Annotated in this window: 20 protein-coding genes; 11 read left to right on the forward strand and 9 right to left on the reverse strand. The window is 73.6% G+C overall.

Annotated features, from left to right (window positions below; genetic code table 11):
* Positions 1-26 precede the first annotated feature (26 nt).
* From IE251_RS17075 to IE251_RS17090, 4 genes are all read right to left on the reverse strand, one after another.
* Positions 27-872: a carbohydrate ABC transporter permease gene (locus IE251_RS17075; RefSeq protein WP_189753826.1), complete on the reverse strand. Its 846-nt coding sequence runs from the start codon at positions 870-872 to the stop codon at positions 27-29.
* The gene (locus tag IE251_RS17080; RefSeq protein ID WP_229896806.1) at positions 869-1846 is read right to left on the reverse strand and encodes a carbohydrate ABC transporter permease; all 978 of its coding nucleotides are present in this window, start codon (positions 1844-1846) and stop codon (positions 869-871) included. Before IE251_RS17080 ends, IE251_RS17075 begins: the two co-directional genes overlap by 4 nt.
* Positions 1843-3141 carry an extracellular solute-binding protein gene (locus IE251_RS17085; RefSeq protein ID WP_189753827.1) on the reverse strand — a complete coding sequence of 433 codons (1299 nt, stop codon included), beginning with the start codon at positions 3139-3141 and terminating at the stop codon, positions 1843-1845. Before IE251_RS17085 ends, IE251_RS17080 begins: the two co-directional genes overlap by 4 nt.
* A gap of 171 nt (positions 3142-3312) precedes the next feature.
* The gene (locus IE251_RS17090; RefSeq protein WP_189753828.1) at positions 3313-4086 is read right to left on the reverse strand and encodes a polysaccharide deacetylase family protein; all 774 of its coding nucleotides are present in this window, start codon (positions 4084-4086) and stop codon (positions 3313-3315) included.
* A 351-nt stretch (positions 4087-4437) separates the two neighbouring features.
* On the opposite strand from IE251_RS17090, the gene IE251_RS17095 reads away from it, so the two are divergent.
* On the forward strand, positions 4438-7209 hold the full coding sequence (locus IE251_RS17095) for a M4 family metallopeptidase (protein WP_229896807.1): 2772 nt from the start codon (positions 4438-4440) through the stop codon (positions 7207-7209).
* A 70-nt stretch (positions 7210-7279) separates the two neighbouring features.
* Here IE251_RS17095 and IE251_RS17100 read toward each other — a convergent pair whose 3' ends face one another.
* Positions 7280-7435: a DUF6131 family protein gene (locus tag IE251_RS17100; RefSeq protein ID WP_167345761.1), complete on the reverse strand. Its 156-nt coding sequence runs from the start codon at positions 7433-7435 to the stop codon at positions 7280-7282.
* Between the two features lie 302 nt (positions 7436-7737).
* Between IE251_RS17100 and IE251_RS17105 the strand changes: the two genes are divergently transcribed.
* A complete protein-coding gene (locus IE251_RS17105; RefSeq protein WP_189753829.1) occupies positions 7738-8610 on the forward strand; it encodes an SGNH/GDSL hydrolase family protein in 873 nt (290 codons plus the stop codon).
* A gap of 39 nt (positions 8611-8649) precedes the next feature.
* On the opposite strand, the gene IE251_RS17110 is transcribed toward IE251_RS17105, so the two are convergent.
* Both IE251_RS17110 and uppS read right to left on the reverse strand, forming a co-directional pair.
* Positions 8650-10107 (reverse strand): oxygenase MpaB family protein, encoded by a 1458-nt coding sequence (locus tag IE251_RS17110; protein ID WP_189753830.1) that lies wholly within the window; start codon positions 10105-10107, stop codon positions 8650-8652.
* A complete protein-coding gene (gene uppS, locus IE251_RS17115) occupies positions 10104-10883 on the reverse strand; it encodes a polyprenyl diphosphate synthase (protein ID WP_267925510.1) in 780 nt (259 codons plus the stop codon). Before uppS ends, IE251_RS17110 begins: the two co-directional genes overlap by 4 nt.
* Before the next feature lie 293 nt (positions 10884-11176).
* On the opposite strand from uppS, the gene IE251_RS17120 reads away from it, so the two are divergent.
* From IE251_RS17120 to IE251_RS17130, 3 genes are read left to right on the forward strand one after another with little or no spacing between them, the layout of a single operon-like run.
* Entirely contained in the window at positions 11177-12382 is a 1206-nt protein-coding gene (locus IE251_RS17120) for a serine hydrolase domain-containing protein (protein WP_189753831.1), read from the forward strand.
* Entirely contained in the window at positions 12379-13962 is a 1584-nt protein-coding gene (locus IE251_RS17125; protein WP_189753832.1) for an alpha/beta fold hydrolase, read from the forward strand. Before IE251_RS17120 ends, IE251_RS17125 begins: the two co-directional genes overlap by 4 nt.
* Before the next feature lie 45 nt (positions 13963-14007).
* On the forward strand, positions 14008-14400 hold the full coding sequence (locus tag IE251_RS17130; RefSeq protein WP_189753833.1) for a RidA family protein: 393 nt from the start codon (positions 14008-14010) through the stop codon (positions 14398-14400).
* A gap of 161 nt (positions 14401-14561) precedes the next feature.
* Here the strand turns inward: IE251_RS17130 and IE251_RS17135 are convergent, their stop codons facing one another.
* Complete coding sequence (locus IE251_RS17135) at positions 14562-14858, reverse strand: DUF4231 domain-containing protein (RefSeq protein ID WP_189753834.1); 297 nt, start codon at positions 14856-14858, stop codon at positions 14562-14564.
* Positions 14859-15395: 537 nt separating this feature from the next.
* Between IE251_RS17135 and IE251_RS42100 the strand changes: the two genes are divergently transcribed.
* The 6 genes from IE251_RS42100 (at position 15396) to IE251_RS17160 (ending at position 19637) form a co-directional block, all read left to right on the forward strand.
* On the forward strand, positions 15396-15476 hold the full coding sequence (locus IE251_RS42100) for a tryptorubin family RiPP precursor (RefSeq protein ID WP_234470579.1): 81 nt from the start codon (positions 15396-15398) through the stop codon (positions 15474-15476).
* Positions 15477-15595: 119 nt separating this feature from the next.
* Positions 15596-16642 (forward strand): cytochrome P450, encoded by a 1047-nt coding sequence (locus IE251_RS17140; RefSeq protein WP_189753835.1) that lies wholly within the window; start codon positions 15596-15598, stop codon positions 16640-16642.
* A 94-nt stretch (positions 16643-16736) separates the two neighbouring features.
* Positions 16737-17297 (forward strand): quercetin 2,3-dioxygenase, encoded by a 561-nt coding sequence (locus IE251_RS17145; protein WP_189753836.1) that lies wholly within the window; start codon positions 16737-16739, stop codon positions 17295-17297.
* Between the two features lie 5 nt (positions 17298-17302).
* Positions 17303-18142, forward strand: coding sequence for an amidohydrolase family protein (locus IE251_RS17150; RefSeq protein WP_189753837.1), 840 nt, complete (start codon positions 17303-17305; stop codon positions 18140-18142).
* Positions 18143-18201: 59 nt separating this feature from the next.
* Positions 18202-19155: an alpha/beta hydrolase gene (locus IE251_RS17155; RefSeq protein WP_189753838.1), complete on the forward strand. Its 954-nt coding sequence runs from the start codon at positions 18202-18204 to the stop codon at positions 19153-19155.
* A gap of 38 nt (positions 19156-19193) precedes the next feature.
* Positions 19194-19637, forward strand: a complete 444-nt coding sequence (locus IE251_RS17160; RefSeq protein ID WP_189753839.1) for a MarR family winged helix-turn-helix transcriptional regulator — start codon at positions 19194-19196, stop codon at positions 19635-19637.
* Between the two features lie 6 nt (positions 19638-19643).
* On the opposite strand, the gene IE251_RS17165 is transcribed toward IE251_RS17160, so the two are convergent.
* Complete coding sequence (locus IE251_RS17165; protein ID WP_189753840.1) at positions 19644-20525, reverse strand: DMT family transporter; 882 nt, start codon at positions 20523-20525, stop codon at positions 19644-19646.
* Positions 20526-20633 lie beyond the last annotated feature (108 nt).

Here is a 20633-nt window from a genome sequence, read left to right on the forward strand (position 1 = left end):
ATTTTCCCGGGGTGGGGCGCGGCGCGTCAGTCCTTCACCGCTCCGCCCAGGCCCGAGACCAGGCGCCGCTGGACCAGCACGAAGAAGACCAGCACCGGGACCGTCATCACCGTGGACGCCGCCATGACACCGCCCCAGTCCGGTTCGTCGGGCTTGTAGAAGACCAGCAGGGCCATCGGCAGCGTCGACTGCGAAGTGTCGCTGATGATGAAGGACTTGGCGAACAGGAAGTCGTTCCACGCGGAGATGAAGGAGAACACGCTCGTGGCCACCAGGCCCGGCAGGACCAGGGGGAGCAGGATCCGCCACAGGAACCGCGCGCGGCTCGCGCCGTCGAGGTACGCGGCCTCCTCCAGGGACTCCGGAACGGCCCGTACGAACCCCCGCAGCATCCAGACCGCGAACGGCAGCGAGAAGGCGATGTGCGGCAGGATCAGCGAACCCAGCGTGTTCAGCAGCCCGAAGTCCCGCATCAGGAAGAACAACGGGATGGTGAGCGCCTCCACCGGGACCATCTGGGCCACCAGGAACATGATCAGCAGGGTGGTCCGGAAGCGGAACCGGAAGCGCGTGACGGCGGTCGCGGCGAGGAACGCGATCAGCGCGGAGGCGACGACGACGCTCCCCGCGACGACGAGGCTGTTGACGAAGTACCGGCCGAACTCGTGCTGTTCGAACACGCGTCGGAAGGAGTCCAGGGTGGGGGAGGCCGTCCAGGGCCGTGGCTCGGTGGACTCGATCTCCCCGGCCGGCCGGAAGGCGCCGAGGAGCATCCAGTACAGCGGGAAGGCGACGACCGCGGCGACCAGCAGCGCGGTCGCCTCGGCGGCCAGCCGCCAGGGGCGCCGTACCGGAAGGCGTACGCGACTCACAGTTCCTCCCCTTGGCGGCGCAGCAGCCGCAGATAGCCGAGCGTGACGGCCAGCAGGAGCAGCAGCATCACGACGCCGATCGCCGAACCGAGGCTGTACTGCGAGGACGCGAACGCCTTCTGGTAGGCGTACACGTTCAGCACCAGGTTCTGCCCGGCGATGCCGCCGCCGCCCGTCATCACGTAGATCTGGGTGAACACCTTGAAGTCCCAGATCACCGACTGGACGGTGACGATGCCGAGGATCGGCCGCAGCATCGGCGCGAGCACCGAGCGCCAGATCCGCCACTGCGAGGCGCCGTCCAGCGCGGCGGCCTCCAGCACCTCGCCGGGAACGGCGCGGATCCCGGCGTAGACCGTGATCATCACGAACGGGAAGGAACACCACACCACTTCGAGCAGCACCAGCAGGAACGCGCTGTAACGGCCGTACGTCCAGGAGAAGTCGCCGAGCCCGAGGAGGCGGTTCACCGGGCCGAAGTCGGGGTCGAAGAGGAACAGCCAGACGGTGGAGCCGGTGATCGTCGGTGTCGCCCACGCGCCCAGCGCGGCCAGCAGTAGCGCGAGCCGGGGGAGCGCGCGGACCCGGGTGAGCAGGACGGCGAGCGCGCAGCCCACCGCCAGCGTGCCGAGCACACAGGCCGCCGCGAAGCCGACCGTGGCCAGCAGTACCTGACCGAACTGGTCGTCGGCGAACAGGTCGGTGTAGTTGGCCAGGCCCCGGAAGCGGGTCGGTTCCCCGCCGCTGACCTGGGCCTGGGTGTACTCCAGGAACGAGATCAGCCCGAGCTGGTAGACCGGGTAGACCAGCAGGGCGCCGAGGACGGCGAGGGCCGGCGCGAGATAGAGCCAGGGGGTCCAGCCGCCGCGCGGGCGCGGGCCCCGGCGGCGGGAGGGCGTCGTCGCGGGGGCCCGCCGGGCGCCGGTCGCCGGGGCGCTCCGCTTCGCCGGGGGTGCCACCGTCGTCCGCCTCATCCGGCGGACCCGAACGCGTCGTCCATCTTCTTCGCCGCGTCGGCCGAGGCGTCCGCCACGTCCTTCCGGCCGCTGACGATCTCCTGGAACATGGTCGGCAGCACCAGCGAGGAGTCGATCTGCGCCCAGGCGGGCGTGACCGGCACGAACCTGGTGCCGGCGGCGAGGGTGTCGACGAACGGCTTCACGAACGGCTCCTTGGCGGCGGCCTGTTCCCGTACGTCCGTGAAGGTCGGCAGGAAGCCCATCGCGTCGAACAGCCGCCCCTGCGCCTGCTTCGAGGCGAGCCGCTTCATCAGGTCCACGGCGAGCGTGCGGTGCGACGTGCTCTTCAGCACCCCGATGTTGTTGCCGCCCGCGAAGGCCGGCGCGATCGAGCCGGCCCTCACCCCGGGCAGCGGGACCACCGCGTACTTCCCCTTGGCCTTCCCGGCGTCCACGGCGGCGTGGCTGAAGTTCCCGCCGATCGCCATGGCGGCCTTGCCCGCGGCGAACGCGGTCACCGTGTCGTTGCCGGTCCAGCTCGCGCACTTGGCGGCGGGGCAGTTGTCGTCGCCGAAGAGGGAGGTGTACGCCTCGATGCCCGCGCGGGCGGCGGGAGTACCGAGGGCGGAGGCGTACCCGCCGCCCTTCCCGGTGGCCAGGTCGCCGCCGTTGGCCCACAGGAACGGCAGCGCGCCGTAGGTGTAGGCACCCCCGACGGCCAGGCCGTACAGATCGGGGCGCGCGGCGCGGACGCGCTTGGCGGTGGAGATCAGCTCGGCCTGCGTCCGCGGTACCCGCAGCCCGAGCCGGCGGAAGACGTCGGTGCGGTAGTACAGCGCCCGGATGCCGACGAAGTACGGCGCCCCGTAGACCCTGCCGTCCACCGTGACCGAGCGCCGGGCGGTGGGGTCGGTGTCCCGGGCCTCGCTCCAGGCGTCGAAGTCCCGGGTGACGTCGGCGAGTCCGCCGTCCTTCACATAGCCGGCGGTGTCGGTGTTGCCGTACTCGATGACGTCCGGCGCGGACCTGGGGTCGTTGAAGGCGGCCTTGACCCGCTGGGCCCGGGTCTCCACCGGGATGTACTCCACGGTGACCTCGGCGCCCCGGTGCGCCTTCTCGAAATCGGCGAGGACCGCGTCGACGACGCGCTGCTTGGGCTGGTTGTCGACCTCCTGGAAGAGCCAGACGCGCAGGGTCCCGGTCTTCTCGTCCTTGCCGGAGGAGGAGGTGCCGGAGGTCTGGGGCGCGCAGGCGGTGGCCAGGACGGCGGCGAGCGCGGTGAACCCGGCAAGGCGGACGGACAGCTTCATGGACTGCTCCTCCGATGAGGCGTTGCAGCATGCGCAATGATGGTTTCGCTGTGCACAACGCCTCGGAGGCTAAAGGCTTCGTTCACACCCCCACAAGAGGTCTCCACCACTCTGTGACCACCCGACGCACACCGTGCAACGCCCAAGCGGACAAAGCGCCCGGAAAGCGCGTCAGCGCACCGGGAAACCGAAGGAGTACCCCTGCTCCTTCAGCCACGGCAGCAGGGTGCGCAGCGCGGCCACCGTCTGAGAGCGGTCACCGCCCGCGTCGTGGAAGAGGATCGTCGGGCCGTTGGACAGCTCGCCCTGGACCGTGGCGATGATCGCCTCGCTGCCCGGCCGCTCGAAGTCCTTGGAGTCGACGTTCCAGCCCAGGGGCCGCATCCCGTGCGAGGCCGCCAGCTTCCGGCTGTAGGGGGTGAAGGCGCCGCCCGGGGCCCGGTAGTACATCGGCCGCACCCCGCCCGACGCCTCGGTGATCTGCCGCTCCGCGTCGAGGATCTGCCGCGCCTGGTACGACTCGGACTCGTGGTCCATGCCGGTGTCGTGCGAGACCGTGTGGTCGCACAGCCGGTGACCGGCGGCCACCACCTGCCGGACCAGATCGGGGTGAGCCTGGGCCTGCGGGCCGACCATGCAGAACGTCGCCTTCACGCCGTTGTCCCGCAGCAGTTCGAGCACCTGCGGGGTCCAGACCGGGTCCGGGCCGTCGTCGATGGTGATGTTGACCGCGTGCGCGCCCCCGTCGGAGGCGTGGACGATCGACGGGGACACGGGCGTGGCCTTCGGCGTGGCGGGCCGGGCGGAGACACCCGGCGCGGTCGCCCCGCCGCCGCTCTGACCGGCCTGCGCCGACCACACCGACGTGACGGCGGCCACCGCCGTCACCCCGACCGCCGCCGCGATCACCCGGCCGTACCAACCCCGTCCGCCATGCCGTGCCATGTCCGCCCCGCCCCTTGGTGTGTCCGTCGCGCGTTCGATTTCCGTGCACCTGGCAGGACGGGCGGGAAAGATCACGGGATCCGCCTGTTACGGATCACGGACAATTCCGGGGCGCTTTGGCGACAGTAGCCGCCGGCCGGGGCCGGAAATCGCCCGTCGTCGCGTCACGACTGTTGATGCGCGGGCGTACCACCGCGTCCAATGACCGTCACCGGCGGCGGTCCGTCGCCGGTGACGGACGTACGCATGTGGGGGGTTGGGGAGACAGTGCGTCATTCCAGAACACGCGCCGGGCGACCGGCGGCAGGAGCGAGAACCAGGCTGAACGGCATATCCGGTGCGGCGGCGCTCGTGGGCGCCGCCGCACTCGTCGTCTCGGCGGCCGCCGCCGCGCCGGCGGCACCCGCGGCGGCCACGGCACCCGCGACGACTGCGGACGGGGGTTCCGCGACGCCCGGGCCCGGTGCGGACCCGGCGCCGCCCGCGCTGGTGGACGGCATCCGGGAACAGGCACCGGAGGCCCGCACGGCGGCGGACGCCGCCCGCGCCCACCTCGCCGCCCGCAAGGACCGCTACCGGATCACCGACCCCGAACGCGACCTCAGGCCCGCCGGCACCCTCACCTCCGGCGACCGGGAGACCGTACGCCTCCAGCAGACCCACCACGGGGTCCCGGTGCTGGGCGGGCAGTACCTCGTCCGCATGGAGCGGCACGACGGCCGCCGGACCGTCACCGGCACCTCCGGCCGGTACTTCACCGGGCTGCGCACCGGCACGACCGCCGGCATCGACGACACCCTGGCGGTGGAGCGGGCGGTCGACGCCGTACGACGCGACCTCGCCGCCCGCGACTTCACCGCGGGCCCGGACGACGAGGACGCGGACACCGCGCTCACCGGAACCGCCCACGGCCTGGTCGTCATACCGGGCGGGACCGGCGTCCTGACCCGGCACATCACCGTACGCGGCACCGGCCCGGCCGGCGGCGAACCGGTGCTGCGCGAGGTGTACATCGACGCCCGGGCCGGCTACCCCGTCCTCCAGTACAGCGGGATCCGCACCTTCACCGCACCCGCCACGGCCCAGGGGCCCGCGGCCCGCGCCGCCCTCGCCGACGGACCCGCGCCCGACGGCACCACCGGCAGCGGCGTCCGGCTGGACGGCACCACCGTCCCGCTCGCCGTCACCCACGACGACACCCGCGACGCCTATGTGCTGCGCGACCGCACCCGCATCCAGAGCGACCCCGACCACGTGCTCGCCACCTGGGACGCGGGCGGCCACTGGGCGAGCGACCTGTCCGGCGCCTGGCCCGACGACCTGAGGGAAGTCGCCTCACCCGCACCGGAGTTCGACGCCGAGGCCACCCGGACCGGCGCGGTCGACGCGCACTGGGGCGCAGGCCAGGTCTACGACTACCTCCGCACCAAGTTCGGCCGGGACAGCCTGGACGGACACGGCATGAGCGTCAACTCCGTGGTCGGCGCCACCGATTACGGGCAGCCCTACGTCAACGCCTTCTGGGACGGCCAGAAGATGGTCTACGGCTCCGGCGACGAGGAGTACCGGCCGCTGTCCGCCGCCCTGGACGTGGTCGGCCACGAGATGACCCACGCGGTCGTCTCGGCCTCCGCCGACCTGGTGTACGCGGGCCAGTCCGGCGCCATGAACGAGGCCATCGCCGACTACTTCGGCAACGCCATCGAGGCCGACGCCCGCCGGCTGCCCATGGACGACCCCGACTCGGGGCTGGTGGGCGAGACCCTGTGCCGCACCAAGGACCCACGCGGCTGCGCCTTCCGCGACCTCAACGACGGGCGTACGACGGCCGGTTCCTTCCTCGGCGTCGGCTTCGGCACCGACAACGGCGGCGTGCACCTGAACTCCACCATCTTCGCCGGCGCGCTCTGGGACATCCGCGAGGAGATCGGCCCCGAACTCGCCGACGCGGTCGTCTACAAGGCGCTCACCGAGTACCTCACCCCGCTCGACGGTTTCACCCAGGGCCGGGACGCGGTCCTCGCCGCCGCCAGGCAGCTGGGGGCCGGCGGGCGCGCCCTCACGGCCGTCCGGAAGGCGTTCACCGCGCACGGCATCGTCCCGCACTGGGAGAAGGCCCTCGGCATCGACTCCGACGTACTGCTGCCCCGCGTCACCACCTACGACTCCCACGTCGGCGCGGGTGGCGGCTGGTGGGCCGCCGCCCGGTCGGACGAGTCCGGCTCGGAGCCGTACTCGGTGTGGGCCGGCCGCACCGACGGCAAGGGGCAGCTGAAGCTGATGAGCCCCAACGACGGCCGCTACCACGTCAATCCGGCCACCGACGGCAAGACGGTGGTCTGGCAGGCCCACGGGGCCGCCGGCGTGGACATCCTCGCCCGGCCCCTCGCGGGCGGCCCGGTGCGCACCCTGTGGCACGGCCGCGGCGCCGGCTCGGCCCTCGGCGTCGACGGCGACACGGTGACCTTCGCCTACTACAACCACGGCGGCCGGGCCGGCGTGGCCTACCTGAGCCTGAAGGACCCGGCGAACGTCGTCACCATCGGCGGCGGCACCTATCACCGCGCGACCTTCCCGGCCGTCGGCCACGGCAGGATCGTCTACCAGGACCGGCAGCGGGTCCGCGCCGCGTACGAGTCCACCACCCGCCTGATCGACGTGGCCACCGGCCAGGAGACCGTGCTCCAGAAGGCCGAGGCGGACGCCACGCTCGGCCCGACGGCCATCACCGCCGACCACGTCTACTGGCTGCTCGACGCCGTCGGCCAGAACGGCACCACCGCCCTGCGCCGCGCCGCACTCGACGGCTCGGACGTCACCGACCTCAGCCCGGAGACCGGGCCCGACGCCCTGAACGTCTCCGAGGTGACGGCCGGCGCGGACGCGGTGACGATGGTCGCCCGCACGCCCGATGGCGGGATCTCCAACGCGGCGCTGTCCAAGCTCTGGCAGTTCACCCCGGACCACAAGGGCGACGGCACCCGCCGCGTCCGGGTCTCCTGCAACCGGGGCGAGCAGCTCTCCGCCGCGGCGGCCGACGGCACCCGGGTGGTCTGGCTGGACGCGACCACCGGCACCGGCGACGTGGTGACCCGGGCCCGCCCCAGCGGCACCTGCGCCTGACCGCGATCACGCCGGTGCCCCCGCTCGAGGAGCGGGGGCACCGGCGTGAGGGGACCGCGTCGGACCGCGGCTACCAGAAGTGACGACGGCCGGCGACCGCGTGGCCCATGGACCCCATGATCCACAGGATGGCTCCCACCACCAGCAGGATGATGCCGATAGTCCACAGGATCGAGATGCCCGTGATGAAGCCGATGATGAGCAGGATGATGCCGAGGGCGATCATGGCGTGCCTCCAGCGGGTAGTGGTGCTCCTGGTCGCCGGGTGCCCCGAACGCGGCGGAAATCGCACCCTGCGTAGTAAAAACTTCGCATAACGGGACGATCGATACCGAGTTGGCGGCCAGTAAGCGGATCAAGACCGTACGTGTTTCAAAAGTTCGGTCCGGAATGTTGCTTTCTTGTTGCAGTGGCCTCACATTACCTATCGGTAGAACTCCTCGGTAATCGTTCTCGGCAATCCCTCCCGGCGCGCCCGTGGCACCGGCATGCCCGTGCGCCCCGGCCCTCTCCGGAAGAGAGCGTGTCATGCCCCTGCCAATTCTGCGTCGTGTCCTCACCGCGGCGTCCGCGGCCCTCGGCACCCTGGCCCTCGGCCTCGGCGCGGCCCCGGCCCAGGCCGCCACGTCCCTGGACTACGCCGCCCTCGGCGACAGCTACAGCGCCGCGTCCGGTGTGCTGCCCGTCGACCTCGGCAGCCCGCTGTGTCTGCGGTCCACCGCCAACTACCCCCACGTCATCGCCGATCGCACCGGCGCCCGGCTGACGGACGTCACCTGCGGCGCCGCCCAGACCAAGCACTTCACCGAGTCCCAGTACCCCGGCGTCGCCCCGCAGACCGACGCGGTCACCGCCGACACCGACCTGGTGACGCTGACCATCGGCGGCAACGACAACGGCACCTTCATCAACGCCGTGCTCGCCTGCGGCACCGCCGGTATCCTCAGCGGCGGCCAGGGCAGCCCGTGCGAGGACAAGTACGGCACGACCTTCGACGACCAGATCGACGCCGGCACCTACCCGGCGCTGAAGGCCGCGCTCGGCGCCGTCCGAGCCAAGGCGCCGCACGCCCGGGTGGCCGTGCTCGGCTACCCGTGGATCACGCCCGCCAAGGCCGACCCGTCCTGCTTCGTCAAGCTGCCCCTCGCCGCGGGCGACGTGCCCTACCTGCACTCCCTCCAGGCCCACCTCAACGCCGTGGTGCGGCGCGCCGCCGAGGAGACCGGGGCCGTGTACGTGGACTTCGCCGAGGCATCCGCCGGGCACGACGCCTGCCGGCCGGCCGGCACCCGGTGGATCGAACCGCTGCTGTTCGGACGGAGCGTCGTCCCCGTCCACCCCAACGCCCTGGGCGAGCGGCGCATGGCCGAGCGCACCCTGAGCGTCCTCGGCCTCGGCTGACCCGGCGCCGCCCGGCGGCCCCCCGTCCGGGGCCGTGGGTCAGGCGTCCGCGAGCAGCGGGTCGTACGGGGTCGAGCGGGCCCGGCCCGACATGAAGGACAGGAAGTCCCGGACGAACGCGCCGCGCGGATAAGCGTCGTCGGTGCCGGTCAGGTCGCGGTGGAAGCCCCGGCGGAACAGCGCCCGGTACTCGGCCGCGTCGATGCGCTGGTCGCCGTTGGCGTCGGTGACGTCGAAGAGGACCTCGGCGACCCGGATCAGGGCGGGACCGGCGAGCGACGGCACCGCCTCGGTGTACTCCCGACAGCTGACCCGGCCGTCGCCGTCGGTGTCCAGAGCCGTCTGCAGCTCCCGCCACCAGTCGGCGAAGGCGTCGTACAGCCGGGTCTCCGCCGGCTCGTCCAGGTCGAGGCGGCCGGCGAGTTCCCGGGCCATCGCGGCGAGGTCCGGCCAGTCCACATAGCCGTCCCCGGTCTGGTCCAGCACCGTGGCGAAGAACTCCTCCGCGCCGCGCCGAAGACCGGTGTCACCGTGCTCCGGCTCCGGCGGCAGCGGTGTGATCAGCCGGACCAGGGCCCCGGCCCGCCGCATCCGGTCCCGCAGCGCGCGCAGGCTCCGGGCCCGGGGGTCGTCGCTGTCGGGGGAGAGGGCGAGCAGGTCCAGCACCGTCTCGGTGCGCAGCCAGCCCTCCGGGAGGAACCGGGCGAGACCGGCGCCCAGATAGGCGCTCTGCATCAGCGTCCGGGCGCCGGGCAGTTCGGGCAGCCCCGCCCGGTGGCGGAACGGCTCCGGGAGGGACGCCACCGTGACCGCGCCGATGACCGGTCCGACGAGCGCCCGGCCGGCCGCCCACAGCGTGGGCAGGCCGTGCAGCAGCGGCGGCGCGGGCAGATGGTCGAAGAGCCGGTAGAGGATGATGCGCATCGCCTCCGTGTGCTCCAGCTCCTCCGCCACCACCCGCTCGTAGTACGGCCAGAACTCGTGGACCGTGGGCGGCAGATGCCGGGCGTCACCGTCCAACGCGGCCAGGTAGCCCCGGAATTCGCCGTACAGCTCCTCGATGGCGTCCTGCTCCAGCGGCTGCCCGCCGAACCGGCACATCGCGACGCTGCTCTCGAAGAGGGTGGCCACCACCCAGGCGCGCACCGCCGGGTCCATCGCGTCGTAGGGCCGGTCCCGGGCGTCGGTGCCGCTGATCCGGCTGTGCAGCCGGTTGAGCCGCGCCGCCTCCTTGCGCCGTGCCTCCTCGTCGGCGCCGGACATGCGCTGGAGGCTCGTGACGGTGTTGCGCAGCCGCCGCCACGGGTGGGTCACGAACGTCGAGTTGTCGGCGAGGGCCGCACCGATCTGCGGGTGCGCCGCCTCCAGTACGGTCGCCCGGATGATGGCCAGGGCCCAGCGCGGGTCGTTGAAGAAGCCGCGGAACCGGCTGCCCAGGCCGAAGAGCTGGTCGGCGCCGGTGGTGTGCTGGGGCTCGTCGGCGCCCGTCTCGGTCACGGTCGTCGTTCTCCGTTCTCGTTCGGCCGTACGCCGCCGAAACGGCGCTCGCGACGCTGATAGGTGTGCAGACACTCCAGGAAGTGCGGTGCGCGGAAGTCGGGCCACAGGACCGGGGAGAAGATCAGCTCCGCGTAAGCGACCTGCCAGAGCATGAAGTTGGAGATGCGCTGCTCCCCGGAGGTCCGGATGACGAGGTCCACATCAGGGGTGTCGGGGAAGGGCAGATGAGCGGCGAAGCACCGCTCGTCCACGGCCTCGGCCGGCACCCCGCTGCGGATCAGCGACCGTGCCGCCGCCACGATGTCCCGGCGCCCGCCGTGATCGAACGCCACGGTCAGCGTCATGCCCCGGTTCCCGGCGGTCAGGGTGGTCAGATCGGCGAAGTCCCGGGCCAGCGGCGGAGGGATGCGCGGGTCCGTCACCCCGAGGAACCGGCAGCGGATCCCGCGCGCGTGCAGCAACGGGGCGTGCTTGCGCACCACGCGGCGGACCAGCCGCATCAGGAAGTCGATCTCGGCGCCGGGCCGCTGCCAGTTCTCCGTGGAGAACGCGTACAGGCTCAGCCACTCCACCCCGGCCGACCGGGCCGCCTCGATGACGTCGATCACCGTCGTCTCGGCCGCGCGGTGACCCGACGTACGCGGCAGCGACCGCCGTGCCGCCCACCGGCCGTTGCCGTCCATCACGCAGGCCACGTGCCGCGGCACGCCCCGGCGGCCCTCCTCCCGGGCCGGTCCGCAGGCGGAACCGTCCACGACTTCCTCCAGCGTCATGCCTGCCCCCAACGGCCACGAGCGGACCCGCGCCGCTGCTCCCGGCCCCGTCGGGCCGTGGGCCGGATCGTCTCCAGCAGACTGTCAGCCGCCCGTACCCGAACGGCGGGGCAACGTCCACGGTTCACCCTTGGTACTGGCGTGCGAGAGCCCGGCTCGTACACGCCGGTTCACCCGGCGGCCCGAGCGGGAACGGGGGGTTGTCCTCCGGTCCGTGCTGGGGGCGGCACCAGGACCGATCCGCCTGCCTGCCGGAATGAGCACGCGGCGGGCGTTGCCTAGCGTGCTGTCACATGGTGATTTCCTTACCGCGCCGCGTGGTTCGCCGGCGCACCGGCCCGGTGGCCCTGGCCGTGACCTGTCTGCTGACCGCCGCCCCCGCCGCCGTGGCGCACCCGGCCCGGGACGCGCCCCGCGCGTGCGGCCCGCATCCGGAGCTGAGCCGGTCCGTGCGCCACCTGGTGACGCACGACCGGATCGCCGGCGCCGCCGTCCTGGTCACCGACCCCCGCCCGGTGGCGCCCTGTGCCCGCTGGACGGTGACCGGCGGCACGGCCGATCTGCGCACCGGCCGCCCCATGAACACCACCGACCGGCTCCGCGCCGGCAGCGTCACCAAGACCTTCACCGCGACCGTCGTGCTGCAACTCGCCGCCGAGGGACGGCTTTCCCTGGACGCGCCCGTCGAGCACTATCTGCCCGGACTGATCCGCGCGGGCGACTACGACGGCCGCCGGATCACCGTACGACAGCTGCTGCGGCACACCAGCGGGCTGCCCGACTACCTCGACGCACCCGAGTGGCAGCACCCCGAGCGGGTGCGCTACCGCCACTTCGAGCCGCGCGAGCTGATCGCCCGCGCCCTGCGGCTGCCGCCTCCGGACCGGCCCTGGCACTACGCGACCACCAACTACCTCGTCGCCGGGCTGATCATCCGCGAGGTCACCGGTCACCGCCCGGAGACGGAGATCACCCGCCGGATCATCGCGCCGCTGGGCCTGCGCGACACCTACTGGCCCGGCGACGACACCCGCCTGCAAGGCCCGCACTCGCACAGCTACTTCACCGCGGCCGACGGCCGCCGCGTGGACGGCACCGCCTGGAACACGACCTTCGGCGGCGTCGGCGGCGCCCTGGTGTCCACCCCGGCCGACCTGACCCGGTTCGCCACCGCGCTCTTCACCGGCCGGCTGCTGCCCGCGCCGCAACTCGCCGAGATGCGGCGGACGGTGGCCGCCGACCCCGACCGGCTCTGGCCCGGCGCCCGCTACGGGCTCGGCCTGATCTCCTCACCGCTGTCCTGCGGCTCCACCTGGTGGGGCCACGCCGGCACCGTGCCCGGCGGCCACCGGGCCCTGGTCGCCGCCGGCCCCGACGGCCGCACCGTCGCCGTCGCCCTGAACGAGGTGCCCGCCACGCTCCAGGCCGAACTGGACTTCCTCGACATCGTCGACAAGGCCCTCTGCGAGAAAACGCCCACCGAAAGGACCCCGGCATGACCGGCACCACCTCCCCGGGCCGCCGCCGCCCACGCCACCGCGCCGCGCGGGCCGTATCCGCCGTCGCCCTGGCCCTCGCGGGCGCGCTGTCCCTGGGCACCGCCCCCACCCCCGCTTCCGCCGCCCCGGCCCGTCCCGGCGCCGACCCCCTCGCCCGCTACCACCACCAGCACCTGCACTGGAAGAGCTGCCTGCTCGGCCCCGACGACGCCACCGGCAGGGAACTCGAACAGGCCGGCGCCCAATGCGCCGACGTCACCGTCCCGTTGGACTACGACCGCCCCGACGGCCGCACCCTCACCGTCGCCATCTCCCGCATCCGAGGCACCGACACCGCGCACCGCGTCGGCGCCCTGCTGCTCAACAGCGGCGGCCCCGGCGGCCCGACCCTCGGCGACCCGCCCTTCGTGCGCCGCGCGATGCGTGAGGTCGCCGCCCGCTACGACGTGGTGGGTGTCGACCCCCGCTTCGTCGGCCGCAGCACCCCGCTGGACTGTCGCTGGTCCACCGGCAGCATGATCCGCGGTGCCGGTACCGACCGCGCCGGCTTCGAGCGCGAAGTCCGCTTCGCCGCCGACCTGGCCCGCAGCTGCCGCACCCACGCCGGTGACCTGCTGCCGTACTCCAGCACCCGGAACACCGCGCGCGACATGGACGTGATCCGGGCCGCGCTGGGCGAGCGCCGGATCTCCTACCTGGGCTATTCCTACGGCAGTTACCTCGGCCAGGTCTACGCCACGATGTTCCCGGGACGCACCGACCGGGTCGTCCTGGACGGCGTGATCGACCCCGCACGCTACAACCCCCGGCTGCTGCGCGACGCCGAGGACGCCAACCGGCACGCCCTGCGCGACTGGGCCGACTGGGCCGCCGCCCACGACGCGGCCTACGGACTGGGCCGCACCCGCGCCGCCGTGCTGGCGACCGTGGAAGCGACCCGGTCGGCCGCCGCCCGCACGCCCCTGCGGGTGGGCGGCTACCGGGTGGACGACCACGACCTGCCCGTCATCGTCTTCAACGGTCTCTCGCAGGACAACCCCACGGCCTACGGCGACTTCGCCGCGGGCGTGCGGGACCTGCGGCGCGCCGCCGAGGGCCGGACCGTCACCACCCCCTCCCCGTGGCTGGCCTCGACGCTGGAGTTCGCGCTGACCGGGCACGGGTCCGGCTACGGCAGCGCGCAGGCGTCCATCCTGTGCGGGGACGTGCCCGCGCCCCGCGACCCGGAGACGTACTGGCGCGACCTGCGCCGCGCCGGGGACCGGCTGTTCGCACCGGTCACCCGCAACATCAACGCCTGCGCGTTCTGGGACCCGCCGCGCGAACACCCCACCGCCGTCCGCGCCGACCTGCCCGCCCTGCTCGTCAACGCCACCGGCGACCCCCGCACCACCTACCCCGGCGCCCGGGCGGTGCGCCGCGACTGGCCCAGTTCCCGCCTGGTCACCCTGCGCGACGCCGACCAGCACGCGGTCTACGGCGTCTACGGCAGCCCCTGCGTCGACGCCACGGTCAACGCCTACCTCGCCACCGGCCGCCTGCCGGCGACGGACGTCGACTGCCCACGGCCCACCCCCTGAAACGGCGATGGGACCCGGCCGGGGTGATCACCTAACCTTCGGCGCATGACGCAACGACGAGCGATTCTCAGCGGATCCACCTTCGAGGAGCGGATCGGCTACGCCCGCGCCGTGGTCGACGGGGACCGGGTCCATGTCTCCGGAACCACCGGGTTCGACTACACCACCATGACGATCTCCGACGACGTCGTGGAGCAGGCCGAGCAGTGTCTGCGCAACATCGGCGCCGCCCTGGCCGAGGCGGGGTGCGGCTTCGCCGACGTGGTCCGGGTGCGCTACCTGCTCCCGGACCGCGCCGACTTCGAGCCCTGCTGGCCGGTGCTGCGCCGCCGCTTCGGCGACGTCCGGCCGGCCGCCACCATGCTGGAGTGCGGCCTCGCCGACCCCCGCATGAAGATAGAGATCGAGGTCGACGCCCGCCTCCCGAACGTGAGTTGAGCACGGTGGAGCAGCCGGGCCGGGACCGTCGGCGGCCCGGCCGACGCGGGGAGCGGGCCTCACCCACCGGCGGCTCCCGGGCCCCGACGCGTGCTCACCCACCGGTCACCGGCGGGCCGGGCACCGGGGCCTGGGACGCGAACCGCCGTGCGTCCGCCCACTCACCGCCCTCCGACCCCGCCAGTTCCTCGGTCCTCGACGCCAGCAGGGCCGAGGCCCTGGATCGCCATCAGCACGGAACTCGCCCGCACCCAGTTCTCGCCCCGGCGGAAGAGCTGCCGGAGCCCCGCCGACACCACCACCAGCGCGCCGAGGATCCCCGTCACCGTCACCGCGGCACCCGCCGCCGCGCACGCCGGTATGGACGCGGACAACAGCAGCAGCACGGCCTCCGACAGGTAGTGCCCGAACCGCTGCCGCCGCTTGTACCGCTCGTACCATGTTGTTCGCTGCCGCACGCTGGGCGGCAGCGCGTCCCCGTCCGGACCGCGCAACTCGGCCCGTCAGAAGCCCGATTCACCTTGACTGCCTGCCATGCGGGCGACCTTATGGCATGGCGGCCCGCGCCACCCGGGACGACCGCGGCACCGTCGTCCGGTCGTCCGGTCGTCCGGTCGTCCGGTCGTCCGGTCGTGCGGCCGCGTGGCGCCGTCCCGTGCGTGGGTATCCGGCCAACCTCCGGACGCCGGGCCGCCCGGTCCGGGTCACGCCCGGTGTCCGCTCCCGGCGACCGGCCGTCCGGCATCCGGGCGCGCGCACGGTCACCCACCAGTGCGCGGGGCGCGGCCGCCGGGCTTCGGCGCGGCGGGGCAAGGCGGAGCGCCGGTGATCGACGAAAGTCCGAAAGCAGCCTCTTGACCGGGGTTTTGGCCGGCCTGGTGATTATCCCGTGAACGATCTTGGGAAGGCTCCGGGAGTCGCCGACACGTGATCTTCACCGGCCCACCCGGAGTCGCCGCGTGTCACTCGTCCGTCCCCCGAGGGGAGGTGCAGTGATGAAGCTTCTTTTCGCCATCCGCAACCGGGTCGCCGCCGGCAAGAGCCTCAAGGCCAACGCCTGGTACCTCTGGTACTGATCCCGCTCCGCGCGCACGTGATCACGTCGCTGCCCGGTCGTGCCGCCGCGCGGTCCGGCCGGGCAGCGACGTCCGCCGCCTCCCCGACTTCCCCCGTCCCGTCCCGTATCGGAGGAGCCATGCCGCCGTCATCCACCACGCGGGCGCGCACCACGGTGTTCGCCCCGCGGCTCGCCGCCCTCATCGGCGACCACCTGGGCCGGGACGTCTTCCGCCTCGAACCGGACACCGTCGGGGTCGCGGGGCACGAGATCGCCGACCGGATCCTGGCCGCGCGCCGGGCCACCGAGACCGAGCGGCCCACCTTCAAGCCGCTGCACGGCCGGTCCATCAGCCGCTCCGAGGCGTCCGCCGTCACCCGCACCCTCGGCAACGACGTGCGCGAGGCCCTGGCCAGGCCCCTGCCCGGGAACGTGGACCTCACCGGCCCCTGGCCGCTGACCGGGCACAATTTCCTGCGCGATCTCATCCTCGGCCAGGACCCGCACCGGCTGCGCATGCTGATGAGCCGCACCCTCGAACTCACTCCGAAACTCACCTGGTCGGTGATCACCGTCGGCGCCGCCCTGCCCGGCTGGCCCCGGCCGGGCGCCCCGCTCACCGGCCTCGCGAACCGCGCCGCGCGGGCCCGCGGCTACCAGGAACGGCGCTACGCCATGGGGATGTACCGCAGGGCCGCGGCCCCCGTGTGCTTCACCGTCTCCACCCTCGTCGCCAACGCCCTCTGGCTCGGCGCCCCCTTTGAAGAGGGCACGTCCAACCGGAACATCGTCCTGGAGTCCCTGCGGCTGCTGCCGCCGTCGTGGAACATCCTGCGCAACGCCTCCCCCGAATACCCGGCCATCGACGCCCGGATAGGCGAGCGGGACGACGTCCTGCTGCTGCCCCTGCTCGCCCACCGCGACCCCGCCCTCTGGGACGACCCGGACGCCTTCCGCCCCGAGCGCTGGGACCGCCTCGACCCCGACACCACCCCCGGCTACCTGCCCTTCGGCCATGTCTCGGAGCGCTGCTGGGGCCGCCACATGGTCATGCCCCTGGCCGAGCTGCTGCTGGACCTGGTCCGCGGCTCCGGACTGGTGGTCGACCCCGGCCAGCGGGTCGGCCGGGTCCCGCTGCTCGGGCTGCTGGGCGTGGAGGAGGTACGGCTGACCCGGCCGCGCTGACGGCCGCCGCACCGGAATCCGGGCCCCGGGCCGTTGGCCGCAGCCTCTATGTCAGGTAGCCTGACATAGCAAGCGTACGAACCGGAGGCTTCGCATGACCATCGAATACGCCACCCGTCACCGGGCCCGCTCCTTCATCCCCCCGGAGCCGGGCAAGCCCTACTTCATCGAGAAGGGCCTCGGTGACCGGGCGCACCTGTTCGGCGACCTGATCACGATCTACGCGGGCGGCGAGCAGACCGAGAACACCTTCAACTTCTTCACCTGCGAGGGCCCCAAGGGCGAGGTGATCCCCGCCCACTCGCACGCGGACACCTACGAGGTCTTCTACATCACCCAGGGCGCCGTACGGCTCTTCGTCGAGGACCTCGAGGGCGAGCAGCACGAGAAGCTGCTCACGCCCGGGGACTTCGGCTTCGTGCCGAAGAACTGCGTGCACGCCTACCGCATGGAACGCCACCACTCGCAGGTCGTGGGCGTGGCCGCCGGACCGGGCGGTACCTTCGAGCGGTTCTTCGAGTCCCTCGGCACCCCGGCCGGCGAACTGGGCCTGCCGGCCCGGCCGTTCGTGCCCGAGCCGGAGAAGTTCCGGACCGTGCCCGAACAGTACGACGTCCGGTTCCGCCCCGACCACCAGTGGCGCACCGGGAGCTGACGGCCATGGCGCCACGCGAGCAGCGCGCCGGTGACCGTCCGGGATTCGTCGACGTCCACGCCCACTTCGTCACCGACTCCTACGTCCACCGGGCCAGGGCGGCCGGACACGAACGGCCCGACGGCATGCCCGCCCGGCCGCGGTGGTCGGCCCGGGCGCACCTGGAGCTGATGGGCCGCGGCGGCATCGACACCGCCGTACTGTCCGTGTCGTCCCCCGGGCACGCACTTCGGCGACCGGGCCGCGGCCCGCGCGCCGGCCCGCGAGGCAGACCCACGGCCACGGCGTCCACCTCGGCGACCCCCGCCTGGAACCCGTGTTCGCCGAGCCGGGCCGGCGCGGGGCCGTCGTCTTCGTCCACCCCGCCTCCCCGGTGTGCGGGGAGCGGTCCGCGCGGCCGGCCCCGCCCCATGGTGGAGTTCGTCTTCGACACCGCCCGCTCCCTCACCGACCTGATCTCCGCCGGACCCCTCGAACGCCACCCGGGCCTCAGAATCGTCGTACCGCACTGCGGCGGCGCGCTGCCGGTCCTGGCTGACCGGATCGACGGCTTCTCACGGCCGTTCATGCCGGGCGAGGCGCCGGTACCGGACGCCGCGGCCCAGCTGCGCCGCCTCTACTACGACCTCGCCGGCCCGGCCTTCCCGCGCCAGGTGCCCGCCCTGCTCCGCCCGGCCGACCCGGCCCGGCTGCTGTACGGCAGCGACTACCGCCGGACTCCGGCCGAGGCGGCCCGGTCGCACGCCGCGTCGTTCGACACCGAGCCCGCCCCGGTGCCGGGCACCGACCGGCGCTCCCTGACCACCGCCAACGCCCGGACCCTGTTCCCCCGCCTCGCCCACTGAGCAAACCCATGCCATCCGAGGACCCCATGCCACACGACCCCATGCCATCCGAGGACCCCATGCGGGAAGAAGCCGTGTCCCAGGACGCTCCGTCCCTCCCCGCGCGGCTGCCGGCACCCCCGGACCCCGCCCGGCTGCCCCTGCCGCCGCCCGCCCGGCCCGCGCCCGGGGTACGGCTGCTGCGCGGCGCCGTCTACGCCGTGCCCGACGGCGGCCGGCCGCTGGAGACCGACCTGTGGCTGCCCGAACCGGCGGACGGTCCGCTGTCCGTGGTCGTCTTCGTGCACGGCGGCGGCTGGCGCACCGGACTGCGCGACGACCCCGGGCCGCGGTTCCGGCACTGGCTGCCTGGGCCGTTCGCCCGGCTGGCCGGGGCCGGGGTGGCCGTGGTCTGCCCCGACTACCGGCTCAGCGGCGAGGCCCGGCACCCGGCCCAGCTCGACGACCTGCGCGCCCTGCTGGTCTGGCTGCGCGACCGGGCCGGGGAGCTGGGCCTGGACCCGGACCGGGTGGTCCTGTGGGGCGAGTCCGCGGGCGGTCACCTGGCCGCGCTGACCGCGCTCACCCTTGGAGCGCCCGGTGCCGGAGCGCCGGCGGTGACCGTGCGCGGCTGCGTCACCTGGTACGCGCCCACCGACCTCACCCGCCTCGCCGAGGACCACCCGCCGGGCCGCTTCGACCCGCGGGACCCCGCCTCGCGCGAGGCGCTGCTGCTCGGGGCCGCCCCGGCCGCCGCCCCCGGCCCGGCCCGGGACGCCAGCCCCGCCCTGCGGGTGACGCCGGCGGCGCCGCCGTTCCTGCTGCTGCACGGCACCGAGGACGAGCTCGTGCCCTGCGCGCAGAGCGACCGCCTCGCGACGGCGCTGCGGGCGGCGGGGGTGCCGGTCGAGCAGGTACGGGTGCCCGGCGCGAACCACCTGTGGCTGGGGCTCGCGGAGGAGGAGGTCGAGCGGGTCTTCGCGCGGACGGCCGGGTTCGTCACCCGGCACTGCGCCCGGGAAGCCGGCGGGTAGGAGGATAATCCGCTGGGTATCCGATCATCCGAGGAGCCATGAGTCATCGCGCCGCCAACCTGCCCCAGCTCCTGTCCGAGGCCCGCCGCTGGTTCGAGGACGCCCTGTTCGCCAGCATGGAGGCGGCCGGCGAGCAGCCGGTGACCACGGCGCAGGCGTCCGTCTTCGCGATGCTCGACGCCGAGGGCACCACCGTCTCCGAACTCGCCCGGCGGATGGGTGTCACCCGGCAGACGGCCCATCAGGCGGTGCACGGACTCATCGGCATGGGCCTGCTGGAGCAGGAACCCGACCCCGGCTCCGCCCGGCGGCGGCTGATCCGGATGACCGCCGAGGGGCGGCGCGTGCACGAGCGCGCGCAGGCCACGATCGGGGTGATCGAGTCGGTGCTGGTGGAGCGCGTCGGCGCGGACGCCGCGCGCGCCCTGGAGGGCGCGCTGCGCTCCGACTGGGGCGCGCCCCCGCTGGTCGCGGCTCCCTGAGCGGTCTCACGAGGCCGCGTTCCGCTCCGCTGCGGGGACCGGTACCACCTCGATGCGCTGCACGGCCCGGCTGAGCACCAGCACGCCCACGACGATCAGCAGCGCCCCGCACAGCTCGGGCACCAGCCACCATCCGGTGCGGACGCGTTCGCCGAAGAGGACGATGCCGAGGGTCAGGCTCACCACCGCGTCGCCGATGGTCAGCGCGGGCTGCGCCGCGGCCAGCGGACCGGCCTGCAACGCGTTCTCCAGCAGCAGTACGGCGGCGACACCGGCGAGCGCGAAACCGTACGTCTGCCAGGACCGCAGGAACGCCGTGAGGCCGTGGTCGGCGAAGGTGCCGCTCGCCGACTTCAGCAGGGCGGCGGTCAGGGCGTTGCCCGTCGCGGAGGCGGCCGCCAGCAGCGCGGCGCGCCGGGCGGGCGGGCGGCCCGGGCCGGCCAGTCCCACCAGAGCGGCCATCACGCCGGCGCACAGCAGCAGGACCGGCAGCCACCGCGCGAGCGGTGCCTGGTCGGTCGCCCCGTGCGGGGCCGCCGCGAGCAGCAGGACGGCGAGGCCCGCGACACAGCCGCCGACCCCCCACCAGCCCGAGCGTGGCAGCCGCCGGTGCATCAGCGGGGCGGCGACGAGCAGCGCGAAGGGCAGTTCCAGGATGAACAGCGGCTGTACCAGGGCCAGCGGGCCGTTGACCAGGGCGAGGCTCTGGAACAGCGCGGCGCAGGCCACACCGGCCATGCCGATCATCCAGATGGGCCGGTGCACCAGCTCCACGAGCAGGCGCAGCCCGCCGCGGGTGCTGGCCGACGCCGCCTTGCGCTGGAACGCGGTGCCCACGGCGTTGCTCGCCGCTCCCGCGACGGCGAACACCGCGGCGAGTTCGATCACGGCTCTCTCCCGCCTGCGGCAGACCTCCCGGAATCGGACGCCTTTCAGCCTACGGAAGGCGGCGCGGGCGCGCCGTGCGGGCGGGGCGTCCGCCTCGCCCCGGTGGCG

It is taken from the genome of Streptomyces eurythermus, assembly GCF_014649115.1.
In the GTDB taxonomy this organism is placed as follows: domain Bacteria; phylum Actinomycetota; class Actinomycetes; order Streptomycetales; family Streptomycetaceae; genus Streptomyces; species Streptomyces eurythermus.